This is a genomic window from Micromonospora haikouensis, assembly GCF_000876225.1.
Lineage (GTDB): Bacteria > Actinomycetota > Actinomycetes > Mycobacteriales > Micromonosporaceae > Micromonospora > Micromonospora haikouensis.
In genome coordinates this window covers 831,324-848,615 of the sequence record NZ_JXSX01000002.1, presented here as the reverse complement: position 1 = coordinate 848,615, position 17,292 = coordinate 831,324, and the positions used below count along the sequence as shown (strand labels likewise).

17 protein-coding genes and 1 pseudogene are annotated in these 17,292 nt (G+C 74.3%); 9 read left to right on the top strand and 9 right to left on the bottom strand.

Annotated elements, in window-relative coordinates; translation table 11 throughout:
• Positions 1–50 precede the first annotated feature (50 nt).
• Positions 51–2,279, top strand: coding sequence for an MMPL family transporter (locus TK50_RS20460; protein ID WP_043965998.1), 2,229 nt, complete (start codon positions 51–53; stop codon positions 2,277–2,279).
• Between the two features lie 86 nt (positions 2,280–2,365).
• Here the strand turns inward: TK50_RS20460 and TK50_RS20455 are convergent, their stop codons facing one another.
• Entirely contained in the window at positions 2,366–2,557 is a 192-nt protein-coding gene (locus TK50_RS20455) for a DUF2795 domain-containing protein (RefSeq protein ID WP_043965996.1), read from the bottom strand.
• 103 nt (positions 2,558–2,660) lie between these two features.
• Between TK50_RS20455 and TK50_RS20450 the strand changes: the two genes are divergently transcribed.
• Entirely contained in the window at positions 2,661–3,917 is a 1,257-nt protein-coding gene (locus tag TK50_RS20450) for an erythromycin esterase family protein (protein WP_043965994.1), read from the top strand.
• 2 nt (positions 3,918–3,919) lie between these two features.
• On the opposite strand, the gene erm is transcribed toward TK50_RS20450, so the two are convergent.
• A complete protein-coding gene (gene erm / locus TK50_RS20445) occupies positions 3,920–4,711 on the bottom strand; it encodes an ErmE/ErmH/ErmO/ErmR family 23S rRNA (adenine(2058)-N(6))-methyltransferase (RefSeq protein ID WP_043965992.1) in 792 nt (263 codons plus the stop codon).
• Positions 4,712–5,076: 365 nt separating this feature from the next.
• On the opposite strand from erm, the gene TK50_RS20440 reads away from it, so the two are divergent.
• The gene (locus TK50_RS20440; RefSeq protein ID WP_082106459.1) at positions 5,077–5,346 is read left to right on the top strand and encodes a type II toxin-antitoxin system prevent-host-death family antitoxin; all 270 of its coding nucleotides are present in this window, start codon (positions 5,077–5,079) and stop codon (positions 5,344–5,346) included.
• Positions 5,343–5,627, top strand: coding sequence for a type II toxin-antitoxin system RelE family toxin (locus tag TK50_RS20435; protein ID WP_229404608.1), 285 nt, complete (start codon positions 5,343–5,345; stop codon positions 5,625–5,627). Before TK50_RS20440 ends, TK50_RS20435 begins: the two co-directional genes overlap by 4 nt.
• A gap of 34 nt (positions 5,628–5,661) precedes the next feature.
• On the opposite strand, the gene TK50_RS20430 is transcribed toward TK50_RS20435, so the two are convergent.
• Positions 5,662–6,567, bottom strand: coding sequence for a Gfo/Idh/MocA family protein (locus tag TK50_RS20430; protein ID WP_043966594.1), 906 nt, complete (start codon positions 6,565–6,567; stop codon positions 5,662–5,664).
• A gap of 228 nt (positions 6,568–6,795) precedes the next feature.
• Between TK50_RS20430 and TK50_RS20425 the strand changes: the two genes are divergently transcribed.
• Entirely contained in the window at positions 6,796–7,188 is a 393-nt protein-coding gene (locus TK50_RS20425) for a hypothetical protein (RefSeq protein WP_043965988.1), read from the top strand.
• A pseudogene (locus TK50_RS20420) lies at positions 7,181–7,629 on the top strand (hypothetical protein). The gene TK50_RS20425 and the pseudogene TK50_RS20420 overlap by 8 nt, the downstream one beginning before the upstream one ends.
• On the opposite strand, the gene fabG reads toward TK50_RS20420, so the two are convergent.
• Together fabG and TK50_RS20410 are read right to left on the bottom strand one after the other, a co-directional pair.
• The gene (fabG, locus tag TK50_RS20415; RefSeq protein ID WP_043965984.1) at positions 7,602–8,360 is read right to left on the bottom strand and encodes a 3-oxoacyl-ACP reductase FabG; all 759 of its coding nucleotides are present in this window, start codon (positions 8,358–8,360) and stop codon (positions 7,602–7,604) included. The pseudogene TK50_RS20420 and the gene fabG overlap by 28 nt on opposite strands.
• 55 nt (positions 8,361–8,415) lie before the next feature.
• Positions 8,416–10,068 carry an alpha-amylase family protein gene (locus tag TK50_RS20410; RefSeq protein WP_043965983.1) on the bottom strand — a complete coding sequence of 551 codons (1,653 nt, stop codon included), beginning with the start codon at positions 10,066–10,068 and terminating at the stop codon, positions 8,416–8,418.
• A gap of 78 nt (positions 10,069–10,146) precedes the next feature.
• On the opposite strand from TK50_RS20410, the gene TK50_RS20405 reads away from it, so the two are divergent.
• Both TK50_RS20405 and TK50_RS20400 read left to right on the top strand, forming a co-directional pair.
• A complete protein-coding gene (locus tag TK50_RS20405; protein ID WP_043965981.1) occupies positions 10,147–10,752 on the top strand; it encodes a DUF1349 domain-containing protein in 606 nt (201 codons plus the stop codon).
• Positions 10,753–10,870: 118 nt separating this feature from the next.
• Positions 10,871–11,542: a DedA family protein gene (locus TK50_RS20400; RefSeq protein WP_043965979.1), complete on the top strand. Its 672-nt coding sequence runs from the start codon at positions 10,871–10,873 to the stop codon at positions 11,540–11,542.
• A gap of 31 nt (positions 11,543–11,573) precedes the next feature.
• Here TK50_RS20400 and TK50_RS20395 read toward each other — a convergent pair whose 3' ends face one another.
• From TK50_RS20395 to TK50_RS20380, 4 genes are all read right to left on the bottom strand, one after another.
• Entirely contained in the window at positions 11,574–13,142 is a 1,569-nt protein-coding gene (locus TK50_RS20395; RefSeq protein ID WP_043965976.1) for a cellulose binding domain-containing protein, read from the bottom strand.
• A gap of 40 nt (positions 13,143–13,182) precedes the next feature.
• Complete coding sequence (locus tag TK50_RS20390; protein WP_043966592.1) at positions 13,183–14,598, bottom strand: chitinase; 1,416 nt, start codon at positions 14,596–14,598, stop codon at positions 13,183–13,185.
• A 62-nt stretch (positions 14,599–14,660) separates the two neighbouring features.
• A complete protein-coding gene (locus TK50_RS20385; RefSeq protein WP_043965974.1) occupies positions 14,661–15,467 on the bottom strand; it encodes a YidC/Oxa1 family membrane protein insertase in 807 nt (268 codons plus the stop codon).
• A gap of 160 nt (positions 15,468–15,627) precedes the next feature.
• The gene (locus TK50_RS20380; RefSeq protein WP_241774058.1) at positions 15,628–15,927 is read right to left on the bottom strand and encodes a DUF6412 domain-containing protein; all 300 of its coding nucleotides are present in this window, start codon (positions 15,925–15,927) and stop codon (positions 15,628–15,630) included.
• Between the two features lie 149 nt (positions 15,928–16,076).
• Here TK50_RS20380 and TK50_RS20375 point away from each other — a divergent pair, with 149 nt between their 5' ends.
• On the top strand, positions 16,077–17,225 hold the full coding sequence (locus TK50_RS20375) for a carboxylate-amine ligase (protein ID WP_144420340.1): 1,149 nt from the start codon (positions 16,077–16,079) through the stop codon (positions 17,223–17,225).
• Positions 17,226–17,292 lie beyond the last annotated feature (67 nt).

Sequence of the window (17,292 nt, the reverse complement as noted above, 5' to 3'; positions counted from 1 at the left end):
CCACGGTTTGACCCACGACGACTCCACCCACGATCGAGGACAAGGATCTGATGGCGACCCTGTTGTACCGGCTCGGCCGGGCCTCACTACGCCACCGGCGGCTCGTCGCCGTCGTCTGGCTCGTCGTGCTCGTCGGCCTCGGCATCGCCGCGGCGACGCTGCGCGGCCCGACGGCGAGCAACTTCACCATGCCCGGCACCGAGTCCCAGCGCGCGATCGACCTGCTCGCCGAGCGGTTCCCGGCGGCCAGCGGGGCCACCGGCACCATCGCCGTCAAGGCACCGGCGGACGGCCAGCTCGCCACGCCCGAGGGGCAGGCCCTGGTCAAGCAGGTGACCCAGGAGGCGGCCACCCTGCCCGGGGTGGTCGGCGCGGTGGACCCGTACCAGTCCCAGGCGATCTCCCCCAACGGCCGGTACGCGCTGATCCAGGTGCAGTTCGCCGGCCGTGCCGACGACGTCACCGACGCCCAGCGCGACGCGTACGAGAAGGTGGGCGAGCAGGCCGAGGCGCAGGGCTGGCAGATCGCCCCGGGCGGCGAGGTGCTCGGCGGCGAGCCGGAGGTCGGCTCCACCGAGGCGCTGGGCGTCCTCGTGGCGGCGATCGTCCTGGTCATCACGTTCGGGTCGCTGGTCGCGGCCGGAATGACCATGCTCAACGCGCTGATCGGCGTCGGCGTCGGCATGGCCGGCCTGTACGCGCTCTCCGGCACCATCGAGCTGACCAGCACCGCGCCGATCCTGGCGCTGATGCTCGGCCTCGCGGTCGGCATCGACTACTCGCTGTTCATCACCTCCCGCCACCGCCAGCACCTGATCGAGGGGCTCTCCCCGGAGGAGGCGGTCGGCCGCGCCGTCGGCACCGCCGGCTCCGCCGTGGTGTTCGCCGGGGCCACCGTGGTCATCGCGCTGGCCGGTCTCGCCGTGGTGGACATCCCGTTCCTCACCGTCATGGGCCTGGCCGCCGCCGGCACGGTGACCGTCGCCGTGCTGGTCGCCATCACCCTCGCCCCCGCGCTGCTCGGCTTCGCCGGTCACCGGGTCCTCCCCCGCCGGCTGCGCCGGGCCGGCAGCACCGCCGCCGCACCGGCGAACGGCAGCCCGGCCGGGGACCGGGCCGGGTCGGTGGCCGCCGAGGCGCCCGCCGAGGACCGGTCCGGCTTCGGCTTCCGCTGGGCGCACCTGGTCACCCGGCTGCGCGTACCGGTGATCCTGGTGGCCCTGCTCGGCCTGGGCCTGCTCGCGGTGCCCGCCCCCGACATGCGGCTGGCCCTGCCGGACGCCAGCACCGCCGCCGCGGGCTCGCCGGCCCGGCTGAACAACGACCTGGTCCGGGAGGGCTTCGGCCCCGGCTTCACCGGCCGCCTCGCGGTGGTCGTCACGTCCGACTCCCCGCAGGCCACCGCCGCCGCGGCCCCGCAGGTCGCCAAGCTGGTCCAGGCCACGGACGGGGTGCTCGCGGTGGCCCCGCCGCAGACCGACCCGACCGGGCGGACCGCGCTGCTCGGGGTGATCCCCCGCAGCGGCCCGACCGACGAGGCCACCGAGGAGCTGGTGCACGACATCCGCCGCCAGGTCGCCGGCGTCGACGGGGCGGACGTGCTGCTGACCGGCGCGACCGCGATCGGCATCGACGTGTCGGAGAAGCTCTCGGACGCGCTGCCGGTCTACCTGCTGCTGGTCGTCGGCCTGTCGATCCTGCTGCTGATGCTGGTGTTCCGGTCGATCCTGGTGCCGGTCAAGGCGGCGCTGGGCTTCTTGCTCACGGTCGCCGCGACGTTCGGCATCACGGTGGCGGTGTTCCAGGAGGGGACGCTGGCCGGGCTGGTCGGCCTCGACACCCCGGGGCCGCTGGTCAGCTTCCTGCCGATCCTGCTCATCGGCATCCTGTTCGGCCTGGCCATGGACTACGAGGTCTTCCTGGTCTCCCGGATGCGGGAGGACTACGTGCACGGCGACACCGCACGCCAGGCCACGATCAACGGCATGGGCCACGGCGCGCGCGTCGTCACCGCCGCCGCGCTGATCATGATCTCGGTCTTCGGCGGGTTCGTGTTCCTCGACGACCCGGTGATCAAGTCGATGGGCTTCGCGCTCGCCGCCGGGGTCGCGATCGACGCCTTCGTGGTGCGGATGACCATCGTGCCGGCGGTGATGTCGCTGCTCAACACGGCGGCGTGGTGGATCCCGCGCTGGCTGGACAGGATCCTGCCCAACGTGGACGTCGAGGGCGAGGGCCTGCGCGCCCACCTGGCCGACAAGGAACCGGCCAACGTCTGAGCTGTGCAAGGAGGGCCCCCTGTTGACGCATTCTGTCGTACAGGGGGCCCCTGCAGACACCTGCGTGCCGCCGCCCGCGCACGCGCTCAGGCGAGCGTGGTGAGCGCCTCGGTCAGCTCCGCCGGGGAGGAGAACTCCTCCGCCGGCAACGCGTGCAGCATCTGCAACACCTCGGTGCTGGCCCCGTTCTCCTGCCCCCAGCGGACCAGGTCCTCCCGGGAGACCGGGTAGTCGAGCCCGGCCAGGTACTCCTGCAACTCCACTCCACTGACGGTCATGCCGGCCGGCTACCCGTTCGGCCCGTCTCCATGCCCCCGCGCGCCCCCGGCCGGGCGCGAGCGGCGGGCGGTTTGTCCCGGCGGGGGCCGGGTAGCCGCGGACATGCTGGTACAGCGGCTCGGCGCGCCGAGCGACTTCGATCCCCTGCTGGACCGGATCCGGGGCGCCCGGATCGTCATGATCGGCGAGGCGACGCACGGCACCCACGACTACTACCGCCTCCGCGAGCAGCTCACCCGGCGGCTCATCGCCGAGCAGGGCTTCCGCTTCGTCGCCGTCGAGGGGGACTGGCCGGACTGCGAGCGCGTACACCGGTCGGTCACCGCCGCCCCCGGCGGGCTCGCCGACCCGCAGGCCGCGCTGGAGCGCTTCACCCGCTGGCCGACCTGGATGTGGTCCAACGCCGAGGTGGCGCGCTTCTGCCGCTGGCTGCGCGCCTGGAACCAGGAGCGCCCCCCGCAGCAGCGCGCCGGCTTCCACGGGCTGGACGTCTACAGCCTCTGGGAGTCCATGCAGGCGATCTTCGACTACCTGGGCGAGGAGGAGCCCGCCTCGCTGGAGGCCGCGCAGGAGGCGTACCGGTGCTTCGAGCCGTACGGACGGCGGATCGAGGAGTACGGCGCGGCCAGCCGGTTCGTCTCGGCCCGCTGCGAGGAGGAGGTGGTGCGGCTGTTGGCACGTACCCGGGAACAGGCCGCCGCGGACGGCCCGGACCGCTTCTCGGCCTGGCAGAACGCGGAGGTGGTGGCCGGCGCGGAGCGCTACTACCGGGCGATGATGGGCGGCGGGCCGCACTCGTGGAACGTCCGGGACATCCACATGGCGGACACCCTGGACCGGCTGCTGGACTTCCACGGCCCCGGCTCGCGGGGGATCGTGTGGGCGCACAACACCCACGTCGGCGACGCCCGGGCCACCGACATGGCCGCCGACGGGATGGTCAACATCGGCCAGCTCGCCCGCGAACGGCACGGCGCGGACGCCGTGGTGCTCGTCGGCTTCGGCAGCTACCGGGGCACGGTCGTCGCCGCGCCGCGCTGGGGCTCGCCGGCAGAGGAGATGGTGGTGCCGCCCGCCCGCCCCGGCTCGGTCGAGCGGCGGCTGCACGAGCTGCTGCCGGAGCGGGCGGTGCTGGTCTTCGGCGGCCCCGACCAGCCCGGCTGGGTCACCGAGGAGCACGACCACCGGGCGGTCGGCGTCGTGTACGACCCGACCTTCGAGTCGTGGGGCAACTACGTGCCGACCCGGCTGGGCGAGCGCTACGACGCGTTCGTCTGGTGCGACGAGACCCGCGGCGTGCGCCCGCTGCCGGCGCTCACCTCGTTCGGCGAGATGGAGACGTACCCGGCGGGAGTGTGACCTCAGCGGAGCAGGCGGTGCAGGGTGATCCACTGCTCCGGCCAGACCTCGCTGGGCAGGGCGTCCCGGTCGAGGCGCACCGCGCGCAGCGCCGCGTCGACCCGGGCGCGGGGGCGGTGCCGGCTCAGCGAGGCCGCGACGCCGCCGCCGACCCCGCCGAACCCGACCTCCACCAACCGGCGGTACGCGGGCCACTCGCCGGGCGGCAGCAGCGGCTCGGCCCGCCGGTCGAGGCGCAGGATGCCGGCGTCGACGCGGGGCACCGGGCGGAACGCGGTGCGGGGCACGGTGCCGGCGAGCCGCCACGCGTACCCGGGCCAGGTCAGCACCGTCAGCCGGCTCCACCGGCCGGCGTGACCGGTGCGCTTGCGGGCGTACTCCAGTTGGGTGAGCAGGGTCGCCGAGCGCAGCCGGTCGGCGGCCAGGCACCAGCGGACCACGGCCGCCGTGAGCGACCAGGGGATGTTGCCGACGACCGCGAACGGCTCGGCGGGCGGGTCCGCCGCCAGGAAGTCGGCCCGGCGCAGGGTCACGCCGGGCAGGTCGGCGCAGGTCACGGCCAGGTCCGCGGCGGCGACCGGGTCAATCTCGTACGCGACGAGCCGCCCGCACCGGGCGGCCAGCGCGCGGGTCAGCCGGCCCCGGCCGGCACCCACCTCCAGCAGCAGGTCGCCGGGGGCGGGGCGGGCCGCCGCGACGATCCGCGCGACGGCGGCCGGGTCGGCGAGGAAGTTCTGGGACAGTACGCGACGGGACCGGTCGCGTTCGGTGGCACGGGTACGGCGGGGCGCCATGGGTCGTCGTCCTGTCTGTCGCCGGCGGCGACGGGCACGGACAGGCGGCCGGCGGGCAGCCGGCGGGTGGGCCTGTCCGGTCGGATGGGGACTCGGACGGCCCTCGGCGCGGGGGACGCGGGCGGCGTTCACCGCCCGGCGGCGATCAGGCGCGGGTGGCGTCCCGGCCGGCCGGGGCCGGACGCCGGACTCGCGGGCGGGCCACCAGCAGCGGGGCCCACGCGGCCGGCGAAGCGGCCACGTCGATCAGGGCGTGCGTGAACATGCGGGCAGAGTAGGCCGGGCGACCCCGGTCACGCGACCGATTTGCCGGCCACCCAGGCACAACTCTGTCGTACGAGTTGTACAAGTCGTACGCTGGGGGCATGAGCGAATCCGCAGCGGAGCTGCCGATCTCCGAAGCCCGCGAAAGCCTCGCGGATGTGGTGTCCCGCGCCCATTACGCCGGGCGCATCACCTACATCACGCGACGTGGCCAACGACTGGCGGCGATCGTGCCGGTCGAGTTGGCCGAGGCGATCGAGCGGGCCGAGGACGCCTCCGACGTGGCAGCCGCGCGCGAGGCGCTGGACCGCATCGACGCCGGCGACACGCCGATCGCGCTGGCCGAGCTGCGGAGCGAACTCGGGCTGTGAGCGCACCGACCCCGCCGCAGGTCTACACCGTCCAGGTCGACCGGGTAGCCGCCAAGCTGCTGCGCAAACTCGACCGCCCGGTGCAGGCCCGTCTTCTTGCCGCCATCGCCGGACTCGCCATCCAGCCCCGGCCCGCCGGGGTCAAGGCGTTGACCGGACACCCCGGCCTGCTGCGCATCCGCTCGGGTAGTTACCGGATCGTCTACACCGTCCGCGACGATGAGCTGATCGTGCTCGTGGTCCACCTCGGCCACCGGAGCGACGTCTACGACGTCCTGTGACGCACCGGGCTGTCGCACACCCGGCGGTGCGGTCTCAGTCGGGCACGGTGACGGTGCGGCCCTCGGCGCGGGCGGTCTCGGCGGCGGCGAGGACGGCCACCACGTCGCGGCCGAACCGCACGTCGCACCGGTGGTCCCGGGTGCCGGCGTCGATCTCCCCCAGGAGCTGGTCGATCGCCACCCCGAACGCGGTCAGCGAGCTGCCGTCGCCGGGCGGGACCGGCTCGACGCCGCTGTCGCCGTAGAAGGCGAACTCGGCCGCGACGGCCTCGGGCGGGGCGTCGAGGGTCAGCGAAACCGTGCTCGTCGCGCCGCCGGAGTGGGTGAGCAGCAGGTGGACCAGGCCGCGCGGGCCGTCCATCGCGGCGACCCGGGTCACCGGGCCGAGCACCGGCAGGATGATCGACAGGGCGTGCGGGCCGATGTCCCACAGCGCGCCCCGGTCGCGACGCCACTGCGAGCCGCCGTACGGGCTGCCGGGCTGGAAGATCGAGGCGAACCGGACCGCCCTGGCGGTGTGCCAGCCGCCCGCGGCGGCGGTGGAGGCGAGGAACCCGGCGATGTTCGGCTGGAAGCGGCTGGTGAAGAAGACCACGGAAGCGACGCCGGACTGCGCGGCGGCAGCGACCACCCGGTCGGCGTCGGCGACGGTCAGCGCCAGCGGCTTGTCCAGCAGCAGGTGCCGGCCGGCCGTGGCGGCCCGGACGGCGACGTCGGCCTGGACGTCCGGCGGCAGCGCCACGGCGACCGCGTCGCAGGCGTCGAGCAGCGCGTCGACCTCGGTGAACGCGGGCACCCCGTGCCGGGCGGCCAGCTCGGCGGCGCGGTCGGGGTTGCGGCCCCAGACGCCGGCCAACTCTGCGCGGGGGTGCGCGCCGATGCCCGCCGCGTGCGTCTCGGCCGCCCAGTGGCCGGTGCCGAACAAGCCGAACCGCAGCACGGTCCACCCCCGGTGTCCGTCGTCGGCGCCGGCGAGCCCGGAGCCGTGATCCACGCTAGCCGCCCGCCCCGCCTTGGCGCAGCCGACGCGTCGGGCACGGGAACGCGGACCCCGGCCCGGGAGGCGGACGGGCGTGGGGCGGGGCTGCGGGCGGACCGGGCCGGGGGCGTGTACTACGCCGGTTAGTAGGCTGTCCCGGTGACCGAGACTGCGACGCCGTTGGCGTCGATGACCAGCGCGGCGGCCGGCTCGCCGGTGGACGGGGTGCTGGCGACGGCGACGATCGTGCTGTCGCTCGTACTCGCCGGGTGGGCGCTGGTGGCGGCGGTGCGCAACCGGCCGCCGGACCGGGTGCAGCTCGCCGGCCTGGCCGTGCTGGAGCTGGCGCTGCTCGCGCTGGCCGTCGTGGCGCTGGTCGCCCTCGGCGGCGGCGAGCGGCCGGGCGAGCCGGGCGCGTTCTTCGGCTACCTGGTGACGCTGGTCTGCCTGCCGCCGCTGGCCTGGGTGCTGGCCCGGATGGAGCCGACCCGGTGGGGCTCGGCGATCGTCTGCGCGATCTGCGTGGTCACGCCGGTCGTGGTGGTCCGGCTCCAGCAGACCTGGGAGGTCGTCGGTGGTTGAGACCGAGGCACCCAGGCCCGCCACCAACACCGGGCCGGGCCGGCTGCTGATCGCCGTGTACCTGCTGTTCGCCATCGCCGCGACCTCCCGGGCGGGCCTGCAGATCGCCACGCGGTTCGCCGAGGCGCCGGTGGCGTATCTGCTGTCGGCACTGGCCGCGCTGGTCTACATCGTCGCCGCCGTGGGGCTGGCCCGCGCCGGGCACGCCGGCCGGCGGGTCGCGCTGGCCTGCTGCTCGGTGGAGCTGGTCGGGGTGGTCGGCGTGGGCCTGCTCAGCCTCGCCGACCCGGAGCTGTTCCCCGACGAGACGGTCTGGTCCGGGTTCGGCAGCGGGTACGGCTACGTGCCGCTGGTGCTGCCGGTGCTCGGCCTGCTCTGGCTCTGGCGCACCCGCACCCGCTGACGCCCCGCCCTCAGTCCTTCGGGCCGCCGGCTACGTAGACGACCTGGCCGGAGACGAAGGACGCGCCCTCGCTGACCAGGAACGAGATGGTGTGCGCCACGTCCTCCGGGCGGCCGACGCGGCGCACCGGGATCTCCGACTCGGCGTGCTTCTGGAGCGCCTCGAAGTCCACCTTCATCCGGGCGGCGGTGGCGGCGGTCATGTCGGTGACGATGAACCCGGGCGCGACCGCGTTGACGGTCACCCCGAACGGGCCCAGCTCGATGGCGAGGGTCTTCGTGAAGCCCTGCAGGCCAGCCTTCGCCGCCGCGTAGTTGGCCTGGCCCCGGTTGCCCAGCGCGGAGGTGCTGGAGAGGTTGACGATCCGGCCCCAGCGCCGCTCGACCATGTGCTGCTGGGCGGCCTGGCTGAACAGGAACGCGCCGCGCAGGTGCACGCCCATGACGGTGTCCCAGTCGGCGTCGGTCATCTTGAACAGCAGGTTGTCGCGGAGCACGCCGGCGTTGTTGACCAGCACGGTGGGTGCGCCCAGCTCGGCGGCGACCCGCTCGACGGCGGCGGTGACCTGCGGCCGGTCGGCGACGTCCGCGCCGACGCCGATCGCCCGGCCGCCGGCCGCCACGATCGCGTCGACGGTGTCGGCGGTGGCCGCCTCGTCGATGTCGACCACGGCGACGGCCAGGCCGTCGGCGGCCAGCCGGCGGGCGGTGGCCGCCCCGATCCCCCGCGCGGCCCCGGTCACGATGGCGACCCGCTGCTCCTCCGACATGCCTACCTCCCGGTAACCTATGGCGACCCGGGGAGCGTAACCCACCGGCCGGAGGTCAGAACGTGTCGCCGCGGCAGAGCCGGATCCAGCGGTAGCCGTAGCCGGCGAGCTTCAGCGAGTCGAGCTTGCCCACCTCGCCGTAGTTGCGGTCGGTGAGCACGTCCAGCGGCAGGTCCGCCTCGGCGGCGAGCATGCCCAGGTCGACCTCCACGTCGTCGGTGCCGAGGTTGTGCAGGAAGACCATCGTCCCGGTCGGGCCGTCGGCCCGGTGCGCCAGCACCCCGGCCGGCATCGGCACGTCGATGTGGGTGGTCGACCCGGAGCCGATCTCCGGGGCCTCGCGCAGCGTCCGGATCATCCGCTCGAACCACGACAGCAGCGAGCGCGGGTCACCGCGCTGGGCGGTCACGTTGACCTTCTCGTACGAGTAGTCGCCCGAGTCGATCACGGGGCGGACCAGCTTCTCCGGATCCGCCGTGGAGAAGCCGGCGTTCGGCTTGAACGACCACTGCATCGGGGTACGGATCGCCTCCCGCCCCGGCAGCGACAGGTCCTCGCCCATGCCGATCTCCTCGCCGTAGCGCAGCACCGGCGTGCCGCGCAGCGAGAACTGGAGCGCGTACGCCAGCTCGACGCGGCGGCGGTCGTTGCCGAGCATCGGGGCGAGCCGGCGGCGGATGCCCCGGTCGTAGATGCGCATGTGCTCCTCGGGGCCGAACTCGGCGTACACCTGGTCGCGCTGCGCGGCGGTGAGCCGCGACAGGTCGATCTCGTCGTGGTTGCGCAGGAAGGTGGCCCACTGGCCGCCGGTGGGCAGCGTCGGGGTGTCGCGCAGCGCCTCGATGACCGGCTCCGGGTCCCGCCGGGCCAGGGCGAGCATGAGCCGGCCGTTGAGCATGAAGTCGAACAGCATGTGGATCCGGTTGCCGGAGCCGCTGCCGTCGCCGAAGAACGTGGGCAGCTCGTCGGGCTCCACGTTGGCCTCGGCGAGCAGGACGGCGTCGCCGCGCCGCCACTGGACGTGCTGGCGCAGCTCGGTGAGGAACTCGAAGTCCTTCGGGGAGTCGGGGTTGCCCGGCTCGGTCAGCTCGATGATGAACGGGACGGCGTCCATCCGGAAGCCGGAGACGCCGAGCTGGAGCCAGAACGAGACGATCTTCTTGACCTCGGCGCGCACCTGCAGGTTCGCGAAGTTGAGGTCCGGTTGGTACTTGTAGAACCGGTGGTAGTACCACGCCTTCGCCGTCCGGTCGTACGTCCATGTCTCGTTCTGCTCGCCCGGGAAGACCATGCCCTGGTGCCGGTCGGCGGGCTCGTGGTCGGCCCAGACGTACCAGTCGCGGTAGGGCGAGTCGGGCGAGGACCGGGCGGACTGAAACCACGGGTGCTGGTCGGAGGTGTGGTTGACCACCAGGTCGATGATGACGCGGATGCCCCGGTTCTGCGCCTGGTGCAGCAGCTCCGCGAAGTCGCCGAGGGTGCCGAAGCGCGGGTCCACGTTGTAGAAGTCGGTGACGTCGTAGCCGTCGTCCCGGTTGGGCGACGGGTGGATCGGGTGCAGCCACAGGCAGGTCACCCCGAGCCGGGCCAGGTAGTCCAGCCGGCCGATGAGGCCCCGGATGTCGCCGACCCCGTCGCCGTCGGAGTCCGCGTACGTGTCGATGTCGAGGCAGTAGACGACGGCCTCGGAGTACCACCTGTCACCCATGCCGGCGTACCTTCTCCGATTCGGCCCGCCGGCAAACGCGAACGCCGCCCGCGTCGGGCGGGCGGTAGCGTTTCCGGCATGAGCAGCGGATCGGGTACGGGGTTGCGCGACGTCGACTGGGCGCAGGGCGAGTGGCTGCACCGGCCGGTACGGGCCGAGCCGACGCCCGACGGCGGGCTGGTCGTCGAGCCGGGCGCGGGCAGCGACTTCTGGCGGCACACCAGCTACGGCTTCGTGCACGACGACGGCCCGGCCCTGCTCGCCCCGCTGCCCGCCGGCAGCGCCGTGGAGGTCGACTTCCGGCTCGACTTCACCGAGCAGTTCGACCAGGCGGGCGTGCTGGTCCGGGTGGACGAGCGCACCTGGGTCAAGGCCGGGGTGGAGGTCAGCGACGGCGAGGAGCAGGTCGGCGCGGTGGTCACCCGGGAGGTCTCCGACTGGTCGGTGGCCCCGGTGCCGCAGTGGTCGGGACGGACGGTGAGCGTGCGGGTGAGCCGGGCCGGCGACGCGCTGACCGTGCGGGCCCGCGCGGGCGACGAGCCGTGGCGGCTGGTCCGGGTGGCCCCGCTCGCGCCGGACGCCGAGGCGTCCGCCGGGCCGTTCTGCTGCTCGCCGACGCGGGGCGGACTGGCCGTGACGTTCACCGGCTGGCGGCGGGGCCCGGCGGACGCCGCCCTGCACTGAGCCCCTCGGGTGGGCCCGGTCACCGGGGGGTGTGATCGCCCGCAGACTGGGTAACACCTCCCGATCCCCCCGGCGGCCCACCCAGGTCCGCTCCCCGCGGCTCCACGGAAGGACACCCATGGCCCTCGCCCAGGACGTCGAACCGTCGCAGTTCACCGGGCTGACCGGGTGGGTGGCCGACGTCATCGGGGCGCTCGGCGCGGTCGGGGTGGCCCTGCTGGTGGCCCTGGAGAGCATCATCCCGCCGATCCCGAGCGAGATCGTGCTGGCCATGGCCGGCTACCTCGCCTCGCAGGGGCAGTTCAACGTGGTGCTGATCGTCGTCGCCGCGACGGTCGGCTCGCTGCTCGGGGCGCTGGTGCTCTACTGGCTCGGCGCGGCCCTGGGCGAGGAGCGGCTGAAGCGGTGGCTGGACCACATCCCGCTGGTCGACCGCGACGACCTGGAGAAGGCCGACCGCTGGTTCGAACGGCACGGCCGGTGGGCGGTGCTGATCGGCCGGGTGGTCCCGGTGGTCCGCAGCCTGGTGTCGGTCCCGGCCGGGGCCAACCGGATGCCGCTGGGCGAGTTCGTGCTGCTGACCACGCTGGGCAGCGGGGTGTGGAACGCGCTGATCGTGGGGGCCGGCTTCGCGCTCGGGTCCCGCTGGGAAGAGGTGGACCGCTACAGCAGCTGGTTCAACTACGCGATCTTCGCCGTCTTCGGGGTGATGGTCGTGAGCTGGGCGGCGAAGAAGGTGCGCCGCCGCCGCGCGCGGCGCGACCGGCAGTCGGTGACCGCCGGCCGCTGACCGCGCGCGGGTCCGCGGTTGCCGTCCCGGCTCAGTACCGGGCCGTGATGTTCGTGAACTCCCAGGTGTCCTGGGCGATGCCGGAGCAGTTGGCGACCACTCCCCCGCCGGGGCACGGCCGGTCGCGGTTGACCGACCAGAAGGTGAAGCGGGACAGGCCGCGGGCCTTCGCCCAGTCGCGGATCTGCGTCCAGGTGGCCGGGGAGGTCAGCTCCTGCTGGTCGGACAGTCCGTTCATGCCGGAGATGCCCATGTGCGCATACGCGGTCGCGTCGGACCAGCCGAACGCGTTCTTCAGCGCGGTCTTCAGCCCCTCGGACGCGTTGACGGTGTTCTGGTACATGTTCGCGCCGCCGCCGAAGTCGAACGGCATGATCGTGAACGTGTCGATGTTCGCCCCGAGCGCGGCGGCCTGGTTGATCAGCCGGGTGCCGTAGTACGACGGGCCGGTGGTCGAGGTGCCGAACGTGACGATCGTCTTGATCCCCGGGTTGTTCTGCTTCACGATCTTCAGCGCGCCGAGGATGCGGTCCTGCACCGCCTCGTTCTCGAACTCGTCGCTGTTCTCGATGTCGATGTCGATGGCCTTGAGCCCGTACGCGTTGATGACCTGCTGGTACGCCCCGGCGAGCGCGCTGGCCGAGGAGCAGTTCGGGCCCAGCTTGTTGCCGCTCCAGCCGCCGAAGGACGGGATGACGTCGCCGCCGGCCGCCCGGATCGCGGCGATGGTGGCGGCGTGCGCGCCGCCGGTCAGCGGGCCCGTGCCGTCCCACGCCGGGGTGCAGCCGCCGCCGGAGAGGACGAACGCGATGGTGAACCACTTGACGCCGGTCGCACCCATCACCGTCGCCGGTGCGGGCGGGTCGCCCCAGCCCGGGTAGAGGTACGGCGCGGCGGCCATCGGCCCGTTCCCGCCCGTGCAGCCGGAGGTGGTGGCGGACGCGGCCGCCGACTTCGCCGACTCGCCCGAGGAGTTGTACGCCGCGACGGTGTAGCTGTGCGCGGAGCAGGTGGCCAGCCCGGCCACCGTCGCCGAGGTGCCGGTGACGGTGGCCTTGAGGGTGCTGCCCTCGTACACCCGGTAGCCGGTCACGCCGGAGACGGCGTTCCAGGCCAGCGACACCGACGAGGCGGTGGTGCCGGTGACCCGCAGCCCGCCCGGGGTGGCCGGGCCGGACGGGGTGCCGCCACCGGTGCAGGAGCCGCCGTTGACGGTGCAGTTGGTCGGGTCGCCGGTGCCGGCGACGACGAAGCCGAACGAGGTGCTCGCCCCCGGGGCGAGGGTGCCGTTCCAGGACGCGTTGACGGCGGTGACGTGCTGGCCGGAGGTGGTCATCGTGGCGTCCCAGAAGGAGCCGAGGGTGGTGCCGGCGGGCAGGTCGAACTGGACGTTCCAGGAGCCGATGCTCGCCGAGGTGTCGTTGGTGACGGTGAACTTCGCCTCGTACCCGCTGCTCCAGCTCGCGGTGCGGACGAACGCGGCGGTGGCCGCCGACGCGGCCGGCGGGGCCACGAGGGTGGCCGCGACGACGGCGGCGGCGAACGCGGCGGCGAACGTCGCCGCGCGGGGGGTACGCAGTGTCGGGGCGCGCAGTTTCACGGTGGCCTCCAGGGACCGGGGGTGGGGGTGGGGCAGCAGGTCAGGGCAGGGTGGACAGGTGCGGCTTGACGGTGCGGGCGAAGCCGTTGCCGTTGCTGACGTCCCAGTTGATCGACCAGGTCATCGCGCCCCGGATGCCCGGGTAGGTGCGCGGCGGGCGGAAGCTGCCGCAGTTGGTGCCCCTGGCCAGGCAGTCGAGGGCGGCGTTGACGACGCTCGGGGCGACGATGCCGCCGCCGGCCGCGCCGGGCCCGGCGGGCAGGCCGAGGCCGACCTGGTCGGGGCGCAGCCCGGCCTCCAGCTGGATGCAGGCGAGCGCGACGATGAAGTTCACGCTGCCCTGGGGGTAGGCGGCGTTCTGGTCGCAGCCGAGCATCGCCCCCGAGTTGTAGAACTGGGTGTTGACGACGGTGAGGATGTCCCGGATGTCGAGGGCCAGCTTGAAGTAGCCGGCGGCCGGCGACTGCATGTCGATGGTCTGCGGCGCCATGGCGATGATCAGGGACGGGCCGGCCTTGGCCCGCAGGGCGCGCAGCGCCTGGCCCATGTACGTCGGGTTGAGCCCGTTCTCCAGGTCGATGTCGACGCCGTCGAAGCCGTACCGCCGCAGCAGCGCGTACGTGCTGTCGGCGAACGCGGTGGCCGAGGCGGCGTCGTTCACGGCGACCCGACCGGTCTCGCCGCCGACGGAGAGGATCACCTTCCTGCCGCGCGAGCGCAGCGCCTGCACGTCGGCGGTGAACTCGGCGTCGGAGTAGCCGCCGAGGGCGGCGGACAGGCCGGGGTCGACGGCGAAGGTGACCGCCCCGGGGGTGGCGGTGGCCTCGGCGAAGGCGACCGCGACGAGGTCGTACTCGGCGGGTACGTCGCGCAGCCGCAGCTCGACGGCCGGGTTGTCGAAGTTGTGCCAGTAGCCGGTGAGCAGGTGCTTCGGCAGGTCACCGGTGGGCGGGGCGGTGGTGGGCGGGGGTGTCGTGGCCGGCGGGGTGGTGGCCGGCGGGGTCGTCGGGGGCGCGGTGGTGGCCGGCGGGGTGGTGCCGGTCGGGGTCGGGGTGGGGCCGCCGCCGCAGGGGGCGCCGTCGAGCTGGCAGTTGGCCGGGCTGCCGGAACCGGTGGCGAGGAAGCCGAACGAGGTGCTCGCCCCGGGGGCGAGGGTGCCGTTCCAGGACCGGTTGGTGAAGGTGTGCCGCTGGCCGGAGGAGGTCAGCAGCGCGTCCCAGTAGCTGCCGAGGGTGGTGCCCGCCGGCAGGTCGAAGGTGACCGCCCAGCCGGAGAGGGTGCTGGCCCCGCCGTTGGTGATCGTGTACTTGCCCTCCCAGCCGGTGCCCCAGTCGGCGGTCTTGACGAAGGTCGCGGTGGCCCCGGCGGCGAACGCCGGCAGGGCCACCCAGGCCGCCCCGACGGTCGCCGCGCACGCGGTAACCAGGGTCAGAATCAGTGTTCGGGTACGCCTCATGCAGCCCTCCACGCCCGGACGGAATTCATATCCGTCAACGTTGGCGCTTATTATTAGGACTGTTAACTGTTTCTGTCCAGGGGCTGGCCGGCGGAAACCTGCGGGCGACGCAGCACCGCCTGTTCGAGGGCCGTCCACGCCGTCGTGGTGACCAGGTAGAGCACCGCCGCCAGCGGCACCACCAGCGCCGCCACCACGGTCAGGTACGGCAGCAGCGGCAGCACCCGGCCGAGCACGGCCGGCACCGCCCCGTCGGTCGGGGTGCCGCCGCCGGCCGTGCCCGTGCCCCCGGTCATGGTGGTGCCGGCCGCCGCCGCGCGCCGGGCCCGCCGCGACGACCACCAGGCCAGCGCCACCAGCGCCGCCAGCAACGCCCCGAACAGCGGGCCCGCCGCACCGGCCAGCCCGTCGGAGAGGTGCCAGCCCAGCGGCACCCCGGCCAGCCGCTCGGCCAACAGCCCGGCGCCGGCGTCGCCGGTCCCGCCGCCCGTGCTGCCCTCGCCGGTGCTGAACAGCCGGTACATCACCAGGAAGAACGGGGCCTGGAGCAACGCCGGCAGGCAGCCCGCGACGGGGCTCGCCCCGGCCGACCGGTACAACCCGAACAGCTCGCTCTGCAGGCGGGCGGGGTCGTCGGCGTACCGGCGTTGCAGGTCGCGGACCTGCGGGGCGAGGGCCGCGCGGCGCCGCTCCCCACGGACCTGGGCCAGGGTGAGCGGTGAGACCAGCAGGCGGACGGCGATCGTGAACAGGACGATGGCGGCGGCCGTGGCGGCCCCGCCGGTCAGCGGGTGCAGCGTGCCGGCGAGCCAGGTGACGGTGTCGGCGGCGACGCCGACGGCGGCGTGCAGTGGTGCGAAGGCGAGCATGGATGACCCCTCGGTCCGGTTTCCGGTGGTGTCCGGCCGGCCCGGGAACGGGCGCGGCGGGACGGACGACGACGGAACCGGCCGGGTGGCGCACGGCGACGACGGGCTGCCGCCCCCCGTCCACCCGGCGGGCGGGCGGGGGCGGACGCGTCCGGGGGCGCTACCCGGCCGAGGGGGCCGGGCCCGGTGCGCGGGGGCGGGGACGACCGGCGGCGTCCGGGTCGACCTGCCGGGGCACGCCCCGGCGGCGGGCGCGTTCGCGCAGGCCCACGCCCCGGCCGACGCCCCGCCTCGGCGGGCCGGCCGCCGCGGAGGGCCGCCCGGCGAGCAGCACGGTGAGCAGCACGACGGCGGCGACGGCCGCCCCGGCGAGCAGCTCGGCGGGGCGGTCCGCGAGCAGGGTCAGGTGGGTGAGCGCGTACGCCCACGCCCCTGTCACCGCCAGCAGCAGCCCCGTCACGCCGGCCAGGGTAGGAGACGCCGTCCACCGTCCCCCGGCGAAGGAAACGCCCGACCCGACACGCGGGTGGGGCGTTTCCCCGCGCCGACACGGTGGGTAATGCGCCGTCGACGTCGCGGCGCGGTACCGCGACCGGCACGGAACGGACGGTGAGTGCGATGAGCGGGTCAGTGGCCGAGCGGGAACGGGACGCCGCCCAGGGCGGGACCGACCTGCTCACCGTCGGCGTGGAGGAGGAGTTCCTGCTCGTCGACCCGCACACCGGCACCGCCGTGCCGGCCGTCGACCTGGTCATGGAGCAGGTGCCGGCGGAGCTGCGCGGGCAGGTGGAGCGGGAGTTCCAGACCAGCCAGATCGAGATCGGCAGCCCGCCGGGGCTGGAGCTGTCGTCGATCCGGCACTCCCTCGGGGTGCTGCGCCGGGCGCTGGCCGACGCCGCCGAGCGCGCCGGCGTACGGGTGCTGGCGATCGGCACGGGCCCGGTCGAGGGCCCCGTCCCGCCGGTGGTCGACAAGCCCCGCTTCGACCGGATGATCGAGCGGTTCCGGCTGCTGGTGCCGGGGCCCGGCAACAACGGCATGCACGTGCACGTCGGGGTGCCGGACGCGGAGACCGGTGTGCAGGTGCTCAACCACGTCCGGCCCTGGCTGCCGATCCTGCACGCGGCCACCGCGAACTCCCCGTTCTCCGCCGGGGTGGACACCGGCTACGCGAGCTGGCGTTCGGTGGAGTGGGAACGCTGGCCGTCGGTGGCGCCGACGCCGTACCTGGAGTCGCACGAGCACTACGAGCGGCTGATCCGGCAGCTCATCGCCAGCGGGGTGATGCTCGACGAGGGGATGCTCTACTGGTATGCCCGGCTGTCGGCGAAGTATCCGACGGTGGAGCTGCGCATCGGCGACGTCTGCCCCTCGGTGGACGACGCGGTGCTGGTCGCCGCCCTGGTCCGGGCCCTGGTGGCGACCGCGATGACCGACATCGCCGAGGGCCGGCCGCCCATCCGCACCGACCACCACCTGCTGGTGGCCGCGCACTGGCGGGCCGCCCACGACGGCCTGGAGGGCCGGGGCGTCGACCTGACCGACGGCGAGCTGCGCCCCGCGTGGGAGCTGCTGGACTCCCTCGTCGAGCGGCTCGCCCCCGCGCTGGACCGGCACGGCGACCTGGCCGAGGTGACCGACCTGCTGGGCGGGCTGCGCCGGCACGGCACCGGGGCGGCGCGGCAGCGGGCCGTCTTCGCGCGCACCGGGAGCCTGGTCGACGTGGTGCGGGACGTGGCCCGGCAGACCCGTGGCTGAGCGTGGCGGCCGGGCTCCCGCACCGGGCCGGGACGAACGCCCGCGCCGCCGGGACCGGCCCGGGGCG

What these genes read in the sequence shown, in the direction of transcription:
- TK50_RS20460 (WP_043965998.1), top strand. Translation starts at nt 51, where the DNA reads ATGGCGACCCTGTTGTACCGGCTCGGCCGGGCCTCACTACGCCACCGG.
- TK50_RS20455 (WP_043965996.1), bottom strand. Translation starts at nt 2,557, where the DNA reads ATGACCGTCAGTGGAGTGGAGTTGCAGGAGTACCTGGCCGGGCTCGAC.
- TK50_RS20450 (WP_043965994.1), top strand. Translation starts at nt 2,661, where the DNA reads ATGCTGGTACAGCGGCTCGGCGCGCCGAGCGACTTCGATCCCCTGCTG.
- erm (WP_043965992.1), bottom strand. Translation starts at nt 4,711, where the DNA reads ATGGCGCCCCGCCGTACCCGTGCCACCGAACGCGACCGGTCCCGTCGC.
- TK50_RS20440 (WP_082106459.1), top strand. Translation starts at nt 5,077, where the DNA reads ATGAGCGAATCCGCAGCGGAGCTGCCGATCTCCGAAGCCCGCGAAAGC.
- TK50_RS20425 (WP_043965988.1), top strand. Translation starts at nt 6,796, where the DNA reads ATGACCAGCGCGGCGGCCGGCTCGCCGGTGGACGGGGTGCTGGCGACG.
- fabG (WP_043965984.1), bottom strand. Translation starts at nt 8,360, where the DNA reads ATGTCGGAGGAGCAGCGGGTCGCCATCGTGACCGGGGCCGCGCGGGGG.
- TK50_RS20410 (WP_043965983.1), bottom strand. Translation starts at nt 10,068, where the DNA reads ATGGGTGACAGGTGGTACTCCGAGGCCGTCGTCTACTGCCTCGACATC.
- TK50_RS20405 (WP_043965981.1), top strand. Translation starts at nt 10,147, where the DNA reads ATGAGCAGCGGATCGGGTACGGGGTTGCGCGACGTCGACTGGGCGCAG.
- TK50_RS20400 (WP_043965979.1), top strand. Translation starts at nt 10,871, where the DNA reads ATGGCCCTCGCCCAGGACGTCGAACCGTCGCAGTTCACCGGGCTGACC.
- TK50_RS20390 (WP_043966592.1), bottom strand. Translation starts at nt 14,598, where the DNA reads ATGAGGCGTACCCGAACACTGATTCTGACCCTGGTTACCGCGTGCGCG.
- TK50_RS20385 (WP_043965974.1), bottom strand. Translation starts at nt 15,467, where the DNA reads ATGCTCGCCTTCGCACCACTGCACGCCGCCGTCGGCGTCGCCGCCGAC.